Below are 15,229 nucleotides of genomic sequence, written 5' to 3'. Positions count from 1 at the left end.
TTTTATTCTAACTCTTAATAATAATAATAATACCTAACAGGTTTTGGAAACCTGTTAGGATACGTTATTCATATAAATTCTATTTTACAACCTCAACCCAGAATCCTTTTGTTCTTGCCAGAAATGTATTGTCATACATTGCCTCACATTGCAATCCCGGTAAGTAATAATTCCCTAGATAAGATGCGTTAAGCAAAATCCTGAACACTTTTGTTTCTCCGGCTTTCATTCCGAAATAGAAATTAGTTCGATCGTCGCGAATATCAATATAATCGGCGATGTTGTTTGTGGCATCTCCATAATCCGTGAAACGGGTATTTACAATTTCGAATCCTGATGGCAGAATTTGTGATAATGCCACATTTTGAACACTTTCGTTTCTTTGATTTCTGATTGTAACCTCTGCAATAAATTCAGTTCCCTGACTAATTTTCGAAACATTGATCGTGCTTCCTTTTCTGTTTTTGAAAACAATATCAGCTGAAACATCACTTTGGATCACATTTTCCTGTCCCATAGGTAAAATTCCGGTATTTAGAACACGAACGTAAATAGTGTTATTTTTCAGGTTTTTCAAAGTCACATTATTCGAACCAGTCTGAACAACCAAACTTCTGTCGGCAATTGTTTTTTGAGTACTTATAGTTTCGCCTTTTCCATTTTTACTAAACTGAATATTAATTCCTTTTGGACCATTACTAACCGCAAATTTCGACATAGCATATAAACAATACGCCGTTGTTTGCGTACTCATCCATTGGTTATTAGACATTTCCTTAGCTAATTTTGAAGCTGTTGAAAATGCTTTTTGTTTCTGTCCTAAAAGCAACATCGTTTCTAAAGCCATTGCTCTGTTTCGTTCGCTTGAACCATAATAGTAATAATTGTATTCGCTGGATTCATTATCGATACTGGTGCTTAATAACAAATTTTGTCCTGCTGATTTTTGTCCTGCTAAAACATAAGCCGCAGCTAAACGAAGCTTACTTTCGTTCGAAATACCTTTTGTTTCTCGCAATCTGTTCATTGAAGATAAATCGGCATTTCCGGCTAAAGCCAATGTATATAATCTGTACGACTGAGCTAAATCATTACCATATTTTGGTTCAAAACGCCATTGTTTTGATTCTTTTTGTTGATATGAAACCCATTTTGATTTGAAGTTAATTGGCAAAACATATCCTTTTTTCTCTGCTTCAATCAGGAAATGTCCCGCATATGAAGTTCCCCAATCATCAGCAATTGTATTTCCCTGCCAGTATGATAATCCACCGTTTGATAACTGAAAACTTCCTAATCTGGTAATTCCGGCACTAATATTCTTCTGAATAAGTGCTTTTCTGTTTGCATCTAAATCAACAACATCATTTAAAAATAATTGTGGAAAAACCGATGAAGTAGTTTGCTCAACACATCCATGCGGATATTGAATTAGGAATTGTAATCTTCCGTTCAAATTGATTGTTGGCATTGACGAAACCTCTAATCTCGCCTTATTACTTCCTGAAACTCCAAAGGTTTTCCATGAAATAGTTTTTGTGCTGTTTGGAGGTAAAATAACATCTGTATAAGTATTCGTCACCGGATTAGGATTCGTCATATCAATTTCGACATCATAAACCGATTTTTCGCTTCCAGATGTGGCAATAACCTGAACTTTTGCAATTCCGGTTGCAGAACCGACAACTAAATTAAAATATGCCATTTTTTCATCAGGCTCCGAAAAAGTCAATCTTTGAGTTGCGCTTCCCATTACTTTTAATCCGGCACTTGTTTTTATCTGAATCGAAACATTTTTAATCTTGCTTTCAGTTGCAAAAACCGTTACCGGAATCGTCACTTTTTCTGATGGCGAAATTTTTCGTGGCAATGAAGCCAATACCATCAACGGACTACGAACCGGCGTAGCTTTTTCTACACTTCCGTAAGCGCTTGTATTTGCATCTCCTGCAACAATCATAGTTCTGACAGAACCAATATATTTTGGCAGTTTCAACTGATGTGATTTTGTTTCTCCTTTTTCTAATTTATAAGGTCCGTAATATAATACGACTGGTTTAAAACGATTGGCTTTTTTGGCTTTTCCTCCGCCTAAATCCTGATCTCCACCAATACTGAAAATCTGATTTATTTTTCCGCCGTACGCTCCAATTACATCATCATAAATATCCCATGTTTTAACGCCCAAAGCTTCACGAACATAAAAACTATCCCAGGCATTTGGTGTTTTAAAACCGGTTAAATCCAGTAAACCTTCATCAACAACCGCAATTGTATACGTCATTTCTTTACCTGTTTTCTCGCCTACTTTTACAGTAAACGTTTGCTCAGGTTTTAGAACATCAGGCATTGAAAGCGTTGGCGCAAGAATGGTGTTTTTGTCCACAACTTCAATTGGAACAATTCCGTACATACGAATTGGCGAATCGTTTTTAGTAGAAGCGTGTGGCTGTAAAAGCGTAATATTAAAATACACATTTGGCGCCATTGCCGCTGTGATTGGAATCTCTACTTTTGTTTCTCCTTGTTTTGTTTTAGCCCAAAGCGTTTGTACTACTTTTGATCCGTTTTCGATAGAAATTAAAGCGCGCCCGCCTTCACTTGAAGGAAAAGATATCTGAGCTTTTTCTCCAACAGCATAATTCTTTTTATCGGTAGAAAATACCAACATATTCGCTGTCGAAGCATCTCGATTACGCGTTTTTCCAGACCATATTGGCCAATCGATATTTACGGTTAATGCAGTTGCATGACCATCTGTACCATCTGCAACGCGAACTAAATAACGTCCCCATTCTTCATCAGATAAAGTAAACTGGATACTTCCTTTTCCGTTTGAATCTGTGTTGATTACGTAGGTTTTATACGATGTCGTGGCATCCGAAGAATTATAATTTGATAAATTATCACTTGATGAATCCCACCACCAGCGCCAATCTACTTTAAACACTTTTACTTCCAGATCCCTAACTGCTTTTGGTCTTCCGTTTTCATCAACCGTGACAATATCAAAACGGTTGTTTGTTCTGGTTTCCAGCATTCCGTATTTATTAGGTTCCGGAGCTTTTATACCCACATATGTTTTATATGGCGAATAAGTAGTCGAAATTACATCTGTACTAAAATCTCCTCCTTCTTCATACACTTTTGTAATAAATGCTGCGCGAAGCATTCCCGGCGCCTGACCTTGTAATTTTGGTTCAATGTTTACTGTTGCTTTTCCGCTTTCATTTAATTTTCCGGAGAAAATATTGATTTCTTCTGTACTAAATTTGCGTACTAAATCATCAAAAGTAAATTTGTCATATCCTTTAAAAGTAGTTGTTTGCTGTGAAAATTTAGCCTGCATTTCTACATTCAAATTTTTAGCAATTGCACCGTGAAGCCACGTAACTTCAAGATTACTAGTATTAGGATAAGATGATGAAAGAGTTTTTCTTGAGAAATTATTTTTAATTTTTAAACGATTCGGTTTGATCGTTTCAATTTTAATGCTTTTATAAAACTTAGCACCACCAACACTTATCATCGCTTCCCAATTTCCTGTTGGCGCATCTGCACTTGTTGGAACTATAAACGAATAATGATTTAAATCGTTCGTTTTCTGAATTGTCTGATAGGTTGTTTTTCCGTTTGGATCATTCAGTCTAAATTTAATTGGATGAGATTTTGGAAGTTTATTCGAAGCATCATTTAGTATAAACGACAAATACAAATTATCTCCCGGACGCCAAACGCCACGTTCTCCATAAATAAATCCTTTGAGACCTTTTTGTAAAGTTTCGCCCGAAACATCAAAATTACTTACCGATAAAGAAAGTCCGTCATCAAGCTTCACGTAAGTTGATTGATCTCCTAAAGTAACAATTGCAAAATAGGCGAATTTATCTAATTGAAAAGTAGCAATTCCTTCGCTATTTGTAGCCGCAGTTGTTATTTTTTGCTGCTGAAAAGTATACAAATCCACTCTTGCATTTGAGACTGGTTCTGTTGTAACTATATTATTTACTGCAAATAAGTATGATTTATTTTCACCTCTTTTTGCAATAACACCTAAATCTGTTGCTAAAATATTTGTTCCAATTTTTGCATTGTAATAATATGAACCTGAACAAGGATCTTCACTTTCTCTCCAGTCATAATCGCCATAATCAGACTCGTAATCATCATAAGAGTTTCCGCTGTAGTTTACATCATTTTCGTCAACATCTTCCTCATCTTCCTCATTTTCATCTGCGTCTGATGTTTCACATTTGTACAATGAATATTTCTTTTTATATACAAATTCTACTCTGTAAATTGCTCCTGGTTCCGGCGTAATTATTTTAGATAAATCCAATGCAAACGTATTCCATTTACCAGGATTAATTAAACTGCTTTCATTTAATTTAAGCGTTGTTTTGGCAATTGGCTGACCGACTTTTTTAAGGTTCTGACTTCCGTTTAACTGATTATATTGAAGAAACTGAAGAATATTATTTTTGTAAATCTTATATACTTTTACATCAACGGCACTTAAATTTACCGCTTCAAAATTCAGCTTTAAATTGTTTGAACTTGGCAGGATTGTTCCGTTTTTAATAAATCGAACGCTTGGTTTTATTTGGTCAAAAGTAATTTTCTCGGTATAATTCGCATCCATTTTTTTGCCATATTGGCTTTCGATTCCCTCAAAAACTTCCAGCAGTAATTCACCCGTTATAACAGTTGCAGGTTCTTCATCCGGAACAACTTCAACTATTTCTTCAGAAACAGTATCTACTGCAACAGCGGCAGAATCTACCGTAATTGTAGTTGAATCTGGCGTAATAGCTGCCGTTTCTTCTTCAACTACAACCGGAGCAGGAACTTCTTTTTTAGCCACGGCTTCATTAGAAAAATAGACTTTTAATACATTTCCCTGAGTCGAAAATTTCAGGTTATTCGTGTTCTGAATCGAAACTAAACCTTTAAAATCCTGTCCTTTTTCTAATGGTTCTGAGAAATTAATTAACACCGACTGATTGCTTCCTTCCGGAACATCAACTTTTACAATTTTAAATTCGTTTATGCTTGAAATCGCATAATCTAATTGTCCTTTCTGATCGATATCAACATCGCTGCCGTCATATTCAATTTCAATATTTGATGCTTCATTATAACGCTGAATACTATCGATTATAAAATTGAATTCTTTAGCAGAACCTGATTTTTTCTCGAATTTTATTTTAAGATTATTTCCTTTTTGATTTGCCGAAACTAGTTTTATAGCGGTTTCAATATCGATATTATCTGCTGTTTTCAACACGCAATTTAAATATTGATATTCTTTACTATACGACTGAATATCTGCCGTATTGATAGTAAAATCCTGTTTGATTGTTTTAACCGTGAAGTTGAATTTTGAAAGTTCTTTTTCTTTCTCTTTCGGAATCGTGATTAGTTTATCTAAGTTTAAAGTAACCTGATATTCTGTTCCGGGTTTTAATTTTTTTTCAGGAATAAAAGCAAGCGTATTGCTGGAAAGTGCTACCACTTTTCCGTCGACACTTGGCGAAATATCAAGCAAATCGCTGTCTAAAACCTGATTGACTTTCCAGTCTTTTTTATCGAAAGCCAAAACCACCCGAATATCAGATTCCGAAGAGACAATTCCACCCGTAAAACTGACTATATACTCTTTAAATAGTGAAAAATTCGAATTGAAGTCGGCAGCTGATTTTCTACCGCAAGATTGAAAAATAAAAAACACACAAAACACGAGAACTAATCCTTTTGCTTTCACTTTTATTTAGAGTTATTAGGTTACAAATTCAAAATTGACAGCACGTTTTAACTTTTCACAGTCAAATCATAATTAGTGGTTTGTCAATTATGTTGTAGTAAATGTAAAGTATTTTTCTAAATAGTTTAAGAGGAAAATTCGCTAAATGAAATTATTTTTTGAGATTAAAAAACAAAGGATTATTTCCTTCTTTCAGCAAAAAACCGCTTCATTAAATCAGCAGCTTCATTTGCCATAATTCCGGAAACCACGGTAGTTTTAGGATGCAATTTTGTTCCCATAACCATGAAACCGCGTTGTTCATCGCGAGCGCCAAAAACAATTTTCGAAATCTGACTCCAATACAAAGCTCCTGCGCACATCTGGCACGGTTCAAGCGTAACGTAAAGCGTACAATCTTTCAGGTATTTTCCGCCAAGGAAATTTGCGGCGGCAGTTATGGATTGCATTTCGGCGTGAGCAGTAACATCATTCAGTAATTCGGTTAAATTATGACTGCTTGCAATTACTCTGTCAGCAACAACAATTATAGCGCCAACAGGAATTTCGCCTTTATCAAAAGCAATTTCAGCTTCCTGTAAAGCTTTCTTCATAAAATATTCGTCGGTGAAAGGATTTATCATAGTACAAAAATAAGGTTTTGAAATAATTTTTGCTGATTAATATATCAACTTTCATCTTTGAAGCAATTCTATAAATTAATTGCCTCAAATAAATTGATTTTTTGAGGCGATTAGACAAATTAATCGCCTCATGTTTCAAACAAAATCATTGTGTTAAAGACTTTGGTATTTATTTTTTATTACATTTAAATCCTGATATTCAAATATGGAAAGAAATTTTAAAATAACGATTCCTGAACCCTGTAATGAAAACTGGGATAAAATGTCGCCTAAAGATAATGGTCGGTTTTGTATGGGTTGTTCTAAAACTGTCGTCGATTTTACGACCATGTTACCTAATGAAGTGCAGCATTTTTTTATTCAAAACCAAAACAATAGAATTTGTGGAAGGTTTAAAAATGAACAATTAGAAAGTTTAATTATTCAGATTCCGAAGCAGGTTTTACACATACAAACCAATTATCATAAAATGTTTTTGCTGGCTTTGTTTATTGCTATGGGAACGACTTTGTTTAGTTGTCAGGATAAAGATGGAAACAAAAATAAAATTGATAAAATCGAGCTTGTTAACAATTCAGAAAATCAAGATAAAAGTGAGTTTCATTCGTCATGCTATGGACATGAGATCGAATCTAAAAAAGTAAAAATAAAAGAAATTAGTAGTGGAATGACAACAGGAATGTTGCTTCCTGCTAATGCTATTGAAACAGGAAGTTTTAACTATAACATTATATATAATTCAAATGATTTAGATGTTTTACCAGTTCCAGAAAATGGGATGAAAAACTTCTATAAGTTTTTCTCCAAAAATTATGTCGCCCCAAACAAAACAGAAAAGTTTCAGGGAAAAATATTCATCTTATTTGTTATAGAAAAAGATGGCAGTTTAAGTAATTTCAACATAGTTAAAAATACACCAAAAGAAATAGGAGAAGAAGCTATTAGAGTTTTGAAAATGTCTCCAAACTGGATTCCCGGAAAATTAAACAATCGTATTGTTCGATCATCCTACGATTTGCCGATTACAATTAAACAGTAAAAGTTTTAAAATGTAAAACAGCAATAATTTGAATCATGCGTTCAAAGCATTTAAATTTAAAACCGTAAATTTGCTTTTTACCATACAATGAAAAGCAACTTACTTTCAAACATAAACAATCCCGCTGATTTACGCTTACTTTCTGAAGCGCAACTTCCTGAAGTTGCACAAGAATTAAGGCAATTTATTATTGATGTCGTGTCTGTAAAAGAAGGGCATTTGGGATCCAGTTTAGGCGTAATTGAATTGACAATTGCTTTACATTACGTTTTTAATACTCCCGAAGATTTATTGGTTTGGGATGTTGGACATCAGGCTTACGGACACAAAATCCTGACCGAAAGGAGAGAAAACTTTCATACTAACAGACAAATAGATGGTATTTCCGGTTTCCCTAAAAGGAGCGAAAGTATTTATGATACTTTTGGCGTGGGACATTCCTCTACTTCTATTTCTGCGGCATTAGGAATGGCAATTGCATCAAAATTAAAAGGCAATTTTGACAAACAACATATTGCTGTAATTGGTGATGCTTCGATTGCATCCGGAATGGCTTTTGAAGGTTTGAATCATGCCGGCGTAACAGATGCGAATGTTTTAGTGATTTTAAATGATAATGCTATTGGAATTGATCCAAGTGTAGGTGCATTAAAAAAATACCTGACCGCTGTTAAAAACGGGAAAAACCCGAAACAGAATAATATGATCAAATCATTGAATTTCGATTATTCGGGACCAATTGACGGACATGATCTTCCTACTTTAATTAAGGAACTCAAGAGATTAAAAAATATAAAAGGACCTAAATTTCTACACATTGTGACCACAAAAGGAAAAGGTTTGCAACAAGCAGAAGAAAATCAGGTAAAATATCATGCTCCTGGAAAATTCGATGCTTCGACCGGAGAAATTCATTTAAAATCTGAAGAAAATCTTCCTCCTAAATATCAGGATGTTTTTGGTTTAACCATATTGGATTTAGCCCGAAAAAACAATAAAATCATCGGAATCACGCCTGCAATGCCATCCGGAAGTTCTTTGAAATTTATGATGGACGAAATTCCGGAACGTGCCATTGATGTAGGAATCGCAGAACAACACGCCGTAACGCTGGCTGCCGGAATGGCCACTCAGGGAATGATTGTGTATTGCAATATTTATTCGACTTTCCTGCAACGCGCATACGATCAGGTGATTCATGATGTGGCTTTACAAAATTTACCGGTTATTTTTTGTTTAGACAGAGCGGGTTTAGTTGGTGAAGATGGCGCAACGCATCATGGGGTTTTTGATATTGCTTATTTGCGGGCAATTCCTAACATGATTATCTACGCTCCGATTAATGAAATTGCACTTCAAAATATTTTATATACGGCACAATTAGGACTAAATCATCCTATCGCAATTCGATATCCAAGAGGTCGCGGCGTTTTACCAAATTGGGAAGTAGAAAATTTCGGACATTATGAAGAAATAAAAATCGGAGAAGCAAATCTTTTAAAAGAAGGAACAAAAACTGCCATTTTATCTACCGGAACAATTGCATATAATGTGACACTGGCTCTTAATGAAACTGAAAATTCTGAAGCAATTGCGCATTATGACTTTCCATTCATTAAACCATTAGACATCAACACACTAATTGATATTTTTTCTAATTTCGACAGTATAATTACTATCGAAGACGGAACTATAAATGGAGGTTTTGGAAGCGCTGTTTTAGAGTTTTCCGCCTCAAATAATTTCAAGAATAAAGTAAGAATTTTAGGTGTGCCGGATGTATTTATTGAGCATGGAACAGTAACTCAGCTACAACAATTGTGTAAAATAGACGTTAAAAGTTTGGTAAATCTTTTTTCAAACGAGACAAAATAATTATTTTGCACTACCAAAAAAAACTGAAATCATAATGAAATTATTGCGTTCTACCCTTTTGCTTCTATTGCTTTTGTGTACCTCACATAACTTTGCTCAAATTATACAAACCACTTTAGCACCAAATGAATTACCGCCGCCACCATCAAATTGGACTAAAAAAAATCAGGTAGGTTTTGATATTTCCGAAATTGCTTTTGTAAACTGGAGTGCCGGGGGAACAAGTTCAATTTCCGGTCTTTTTAAAGGCGAGTTTAATAGAACTTTTGTAAAAGGAAATCATAAATGGGTAAATGAACTTATTGTAAAATATGGTTTAAATAAACAAGACGGTACTGAACTTAGAAAAACTGATGACGCTCTTATGCTGAATTCTACTTATGGATTTAGAAAAGACACACTTTCAGATTGGTATTATTCGGCTAAATTCAATTTCAATACTCAGTTTACAGATGGTTATAATTATCCAAACAGAGATATTGCGATTTCCAAACCTTTTGCACCAGCTTACGTGTTTTTAGGAGCTGGAGCTGAAAACTCAAATAAAGAAAAAAACAGAGTATTTTATTTCTCTCCTATTACTTTAAAAACCACCTTGGTTTTAGACCAAACTTTGGCTGATCAAGGATCTTTTGGTGTTAAAAAAGCGGTTTATATGGTAGATCCATTAGATCCTAATAATAACATACTTGTTGAAAAAGGACAGAAAGTAAAAGCGGAATTTGGTATTTTGTTAACCGGATATATGAAAAATGAGATTTACAAAAACGTTTTTTATGAAAACCGTTTAAGCTTGTATACTGATTATTTACATAAATTCGGGAATGTCGATGTAGATTATGATACTCGTTTAGATCTTGTGGTTAATGCTTATGTAAAAGCAAATATTGGTTTACATTTAGTTTATGATGATGATATCAAAACCAAAGTAGATGTTGTCGATCCGGTTACAGGATCAACTTCTCAGGTAAACGACGGACCAAGAGCTCAGTTGAGACAAGTTTTGGGAGTTGGTTTGGTTTATGCTTTTCAATAAAAATCTTATACTCAAATTTAAGCAAATAAAAATACCACATAGAAACATCGTTTTTATGTGGTATTTTTATTTTAAAGTATCTAACTAAGATTGACTTAATTCTTTTTTCTTCCGTTTATAGTTTCGAATAATTCCAGCGCATTTCCATCTGTTAAAAGAGAAACATAATGGCATATATGTAATAATCGCTCGTATAAATTGGCCTTCTCTAAATGATGCTTTTCAGGTAACATTTTCAAAATCAATTTATCATAGTTTGAAGCCGTTCCGTCATATTTATTATTAAAAGCGGTTATAAATTTATCCAGTAAAGTCTGGATAATTTGATAACCTACAATTTCTTTTTCAACTACTTCACGGCTTTGATAAATTTTCTCAACACTTAATTTGATAATATCATCCATTTGTGCTTTATACTTGCTTTTATCGGTTAAAGCAAAAGGAAATTTTCCTGCTAAAATAGCTTCTTCGTTTTCAACAAAAACATCAACAGCGTCATTAATCAAAGCACCAATTGCAAGAGCACGCAAATAACTAATTCGGTCTTCTTTAGTTTCTAACAATTTATATTTTGAAACTCCAATATTATCTTTTACAAGTTTAATTAAATATTCTAAAGCAAAATCCTCCGAAACTAATCCTAAATTTATACCATCTTCAAAATCAATAATCGTGTAGCAAATATCATCGGCAGCTTCTACCAAATAAGCTAAAGGATGTCTTTCAAAACCAATATCATCTCCTGATTTATTGGCGATCATTCCCATATCTTTTGCTACTTCTTCAAAAAATGATTTATCGGTCTGGAAAAAGCCATATTTTTTATCGGCGATACCATTTGTTGGTCTTTTAGGCAAACTTTCTTTTGGATATTTCATAAAAGCGCCCAAAGTTGCGTACGAAATTCTAAGTCCGCCTTCAATTCCCGGGCGACTTGCCGTAAGAACCGAAAATCCGTTTGCATTTCCTTCAAAATCAATTAAATCCTGCCATTCTTTGGCTTTTAACTGATCTTTATATTTTAATCCGTTTCCTATCGAAAAATATTCTCCAATTGCCTTTTCACCAGAATGTCCAAAAGGTGGATTTCCAATATCGTGCGCCAGAGAAGCAGCCGCCACAATTGCACCAAAATCATTCATGTGATAACCGTGAATTTCTTTTAGATGCGGATATTTCTCAATGATTTTTTTTCCAACCAAACGTCCTAAAGATCTTCCAACAACCGAAACTTCTAAACTATGCGTAAGTCTGGTATGAACAAAATCTATTTTTGAAAGCGGAATAACCTGTGTTTTATCTTGTAGTGATCGAAACGCAGACGAAAAGATAATTCTGTCATAATCAACCTCAAAACCCAATCGGGTATCATCTTGTTCTACACGTAATCTTTTGCTCGTGTCGCCTTGGCGTTTAAGTGATAAAAGTTGTTCCCAGTTCATTTAATTTTAGATTTCAGATTGTTGATTTTAGATTGGTATCTAAAACGCCAAAAATACATTTTATTTTACGATAATATTGAATAAAAATATGCCACAGATTAATTTGATTTAAAAGATTAGATGTTTTGTTCGCCACGAATTTCACGAATTGTCACGAATTAATTTAAGCACAGTCATTTGTGTTAATTTGTGAAATTTGTGGCAAAAAAATCTAAGTATCAATTATAAAAAAATCATTTTAATCATTATAATCTGTGGCAAAATATTACTTTACTATTAAAACTCTAATGCCGTGCTGTGTTTAATTTCTCCCATTACAAAAATACTGTTCGTGTTCCCTATGTTTTCTATGGTAGATAATTTATTCATTACAAAATCCTGATAACTAGCCATATCCTGAACCAGAATTTTAAGCATAAAATCATAATCGCCGGCAATATTATAGCATTCAATAATTTCAGGAAGCGCCACAATATCTTTTACAAAATTACTTCCCACATTTTTTGCGTGTTCCTTAAGGCGAACATTACAAAAAACCGTCATGCCGCGATTCATCTTTTTCTTGTCTAATAATGCAACATATTTAGTAATATATCCGTCACGTTCTAATCTTTTTATACGTTCATAAACTGGCGTAACAGTCAGAAATAATTTACTTGCAAGGTCTTTTGTGTTGATATTTGAGTTTTCCTGAAGGTATTTTAATATCAGCAAATCGGTTTTGTCCAGGTTTTCCATAGTTTTTTTTACGGCTAAAGTTCTCTTAAAAAGGTTTTATCAGTAATATAATCTTCAAATTATTGAATTTAAAACACTATTTACTTAAATAATAGTCAAATATAAGTTATAAAACCTAAAACAATAAATTTGTTCAGTAAAAAATACTGAACCAAAAATGAAAACAAATAATTTAGGTTACCCAAGAATTGGTAGCAACAGAGAATTAAAAAAAGCCTGCGAATTGTATTGGGCAGGAAAAATTTCGGTTGATGAATTGATTCAAACCGGAAAAGACATTCGTCGCAGAAACTGGCATTTACAAGCCGAAGCCGGAGTAGATTTGATTCCGTCTAATGATTTTTCATTTTATGATCAGGTATTAGATTTGACTTTGACATTAGGCGCAATTCCGCAACGATACCACGAACTGGCAAAAACAAACTCATCTATCGATTTGTATTTTGCAATGGCAAGAGGCGCTCAAAAAGACGGTCAGGATGTTGTAGCAATGGAAATGACAAAATGGTTTGATACCAATTACCATTATATTGTTCCTGAATTTACGAAAGACCAAAAATTCGAATTGTTTTCAGAAAAAATAATCAATGAATTCAAAGAAGCAAATGCTTTAAAAATTGCAACAAAACCAGTTTTAATTGGACCAATATCCTATTTGCTTTTAGGAAAAGAAAAAGAAGAAGGTTTTCACCGAATTGATCTTATCGATAAATTATTGCCTGTTTATTTTGAAATTTTCGAAAAACTACAAGCCGAAAAAGTAGAATATATTCAGCTTGACGAACCTTTCCTGGCTTTAAATTTAACAGATAAAGAACGCAATACTTTTACAGAAGTATATAATGAAATCAACATTCGTTTCCCGAAAATTAAAATCGTTCTGGCGAATTATTTTGATTGTTTTGGAGAAAATCTTCAAACTGCATTGGCTTTGCCGGTTGACACACTTCATTTAGATTTAGTACGTTGTCCATCTCAATTAGATGATATTTTAGAATCCGGAAAATTAGCTGCAAACGTAAATCTTTCTTTGGGAGTTGTTGACGGAAGAAATATCTGGAAAAATGATTACAAGAATTCTTTGGCATTAATCAAAAAAGCAACTGAGGCATTGGGAGAAAACCGAATTCTCGTTGCGCCATCTTGCTCTTTAATTCACAGTCCTTGCGACTTAGATTTAGAAACTAATGACGAAACGCTTACGCCCGAAATCAAACAATGGCTGGCTTTTGCAAAACAAAAAGTAAACGAAATTGTTGTATTGAAACAATTAGCTTCAAACGAAGTTATTGCTCAAAATTCGGTAGCTTTTGAAAGAAATACAATTGCAAATGACAATCGTAAAACTTCTACATTAATTCATAATAACGAAGTTAAAGCGCGTGTTGCCGGAATTTCAGCAACCGACGATCAACGTAAAAGTAATTTTGCTACGAGAAGAAAAAGCCAAATCGAAGCTTTAAATCTTCCATTATTCCCCACGACCACAATTGGGTCTTTTCCTCAAACTGCCGAAGTAAGAAGCTGGAGAGCAAAATTTAAAAAAGGAGAATTAACAACCGAACAATACAACGAATTAATTGAAAAAGAAACCGAAGCGACAATTCGTTTTCAGGAAGAAACCGGCATTGATGTTTTAGTTCATGGTGAGTTTGAACGCAACGATATGGTCGAATATTTTGGAGAACAATTGTCCGGTTTTACCTTTACAAAAAACGGTTGGGTTCAAAGTTACGGAAGCCGTTGCGTGAAACCGCCCGTAATTTATGGTAATGTTTCAAGACCAAACCCAATGACGGTAAAATGGTCAAAATACGCACAATCTTTAACCTCAAAATGGGTAAAAGGAATGCTTACAGGACCTGTAACTATTTTGCAATGGTCGTTTGTTCGTAACGATCAGCCTCGTTCTGAGACTTGTACGCAAATTGCTCTTGCAATTCGTGACGAAGTTGTAGATCTTGAAAAAGCAGGAATTAAAATTATCCAAATCGATGAACCAGCAATTCGCGAAGGATTGCCATTGCGAAAAGAAGAATGGGCAAATTACCTGGATTGGGCTGTAAAAGCGTTTAGAATTTCGGCAAGTGGCGTTAACGACGATACGCAAATTCACACACATATGTGTTACAGCGAATTCAACGATATTATCCAGAATATTGCTGACATGGATGCTGATGTAATCACGATTGAATGTTCGCGCTCGCAAATGGAACTTTTAGATGCTTTTGCGAACTTTAAATATCCTAACGAAATTGGTCCCGGAGTTTACGACATTCACTCGCCGCGTGTTCCTTCAAGTGCCGAAATGGTTCGTTTGTTAGAAAAAGCTTCGGCAGTAATTCCTGTCGATCAATTATGGGTGAATCCTGATTGTGGCTTAAAAACACGTCATTGGGATGAAACCAAAAAAGCTTTAATCGAAATGGTTGCTGCCGCTCAGGAAATGAGAGCAGCTGTTGAAAATCCTGTTACTTAATACTTTATTAAATATATTTTTGTTTTTTAGTGTCAACTGGTGGAGTCGAAGTTCTTGTAGTTATGAATTAGTTTCGACTTCACCTTTGTTGGCATCTTTGCATTTTGGGTTTTGCTTTTTGGTTTCTTTTGAAGCAGAAAATTTCAGTTTTCAAGACACTTTTAAAAGAAAACAAAAAAGATAATCACGTCAATACAACAGAATTTTGAGATTCTGCAAACATTTGATTGATT

The 15,229-nt window shown here is 34.2% G+C and carries 8 protein-coding genes; 4 read left to right on the top strand and 4 right to left on the bottom strand.

What is annotated here, in order from left to right; translation table 11 throughout:
* Positions 1-79 precede the first annotated feature (79 nt).
* Complete coding sequence (locus ACHZDT_RS05605) at positions 80-5,764, bottom strand: alpha-2-macroglobulin (RefSeq protein WP_394773656.1); 5,685 nt, start codon at positions 5,762-5,764, stop codon at positions 80-82.
* 179 nt (positions 5,765-5,943) lie between these two features.
* A complete protein-coding gene (locus ACHZDT_RS05600) occupies positions 5,944-6,387 on the bottom strand; it encodes a nucleoside deaminase (protein ID WP_394773655.1) in 444 nt (147 codons plus the stop codon).
* A gap of 205 nt (positions 6,388-6,592) precedes the next feature.
* On the opposite strand from ACHZDT_RS05600, the gene ACHZDT_RS05595 reads away from it, so the two are divergent.
* The 3 genes from ACHZDT_RS05595 to ACHZDT_RS05585 all read left to right on the top strand — a co-directional run bounded on the left by ACHZDT_RS05595 (position 6,593) and on the right by ACHZDT_RS05585 (position 10,337).
* Positions 6,593-7,426 (top strand): energy transducer TonB, encoded by an 834-nt coding sequence (locus tag ACHZDT_RS05595; protein WP_394773654.1) that lies wholly within the window; start codon positions 6,593-6,595, stop codon positions 7,424-7,426.
* Between the two features lie 87 nt (positions 7,427-7,513).
* On the top strand, positions 7,514-9,301 hold the full coding sequence (locus tag ACHZDT_RS05590) for a 1-deoxy-D-xylulose-5-phosphate synthase (RefSeq protein ID WP_394773653.1): 1,788 nt from the start codon (positions 7,514-7,516) through the stop codon (positions 9,299-9,301).
* A 34-nt stretch (positions 9,302-9,335) separates the two neighbouring features.
* Complete coding sequence (locus tag ACHZDT_RS05585) at positions 9,336-10,337, top strand: DUF3078 domain-containing protein (protein ID WP_394773652.1); 1,002 nt, start codon at positions 9,336-9,338, stop codon at positions 10,335-10,337.
* A 95-nt stretch (positions 10,338-10,432) separates the two neighbouring features.
* Here the strand turns inward: ACHZDT_RS05585 and ACHZDT_RS05580 are convergent, their stop codons facing one another.
* Both ACHZDT_RS05580 and ACHZDT_RS05575 read right to left on the bottom strand, forming a co-directional pair.
* Entirely contained in the window at positions 10,433-11,779 is a 1,347-nt protein-coding gene (locus ACHZDT_RS05580) for a deoxyguanosinetriphosphate triphosphohydrolase (RefSeq protein ID WP_394773651.1), read from the bottom strand.
* A gap of 276 nt (positions 11,780-12,055) precedes the next feature.
* Complete coding sequence (locus tag ACHZDT_RS05575) at positions 12,056-12,517, bottom strand: Lrp/AsnC family transcriptional regulator (RefSeq protein ID WP_057121353.1); 462 nt, start codon at positions 12,515-12,517, stop codon at positions 12,056-12,058.
* Between the two features lie 157 nt (positions 12,518-12,674).
* Here ACHZDT_RS05575 and metE point away from each other — a divergent pair, with 157 nt between their 5' ends.
* Positions 12,675-14,996 carry a 5-methyltetrahydropteroyltriglutamate--homocysteine S-methyltransferase gene (gene metE, locus ACHZDT_RS05570; protein WP_394773650.1) on the top strand — a complete coding sequence of 774 codons (2,322 nt, stop codon included), beginning with the start codon at positions 12,675-12,677 and terminating at the stop codon, positions 14,994-14,996.
* Positions 14,997-15,229: the final 233 nt, after the last annotated feature.

The organism is Flavobacterium sp. (assembly GCF_043722275.1).
GTDB lineage: Bacteria > Bacteroidota > Bacteroidia > Flavobacteriales > Flavobacteriaceae > Flavobacterium.
This window is presented reverse-complemented; position numbering and strand designations above follow the sequence as displayed.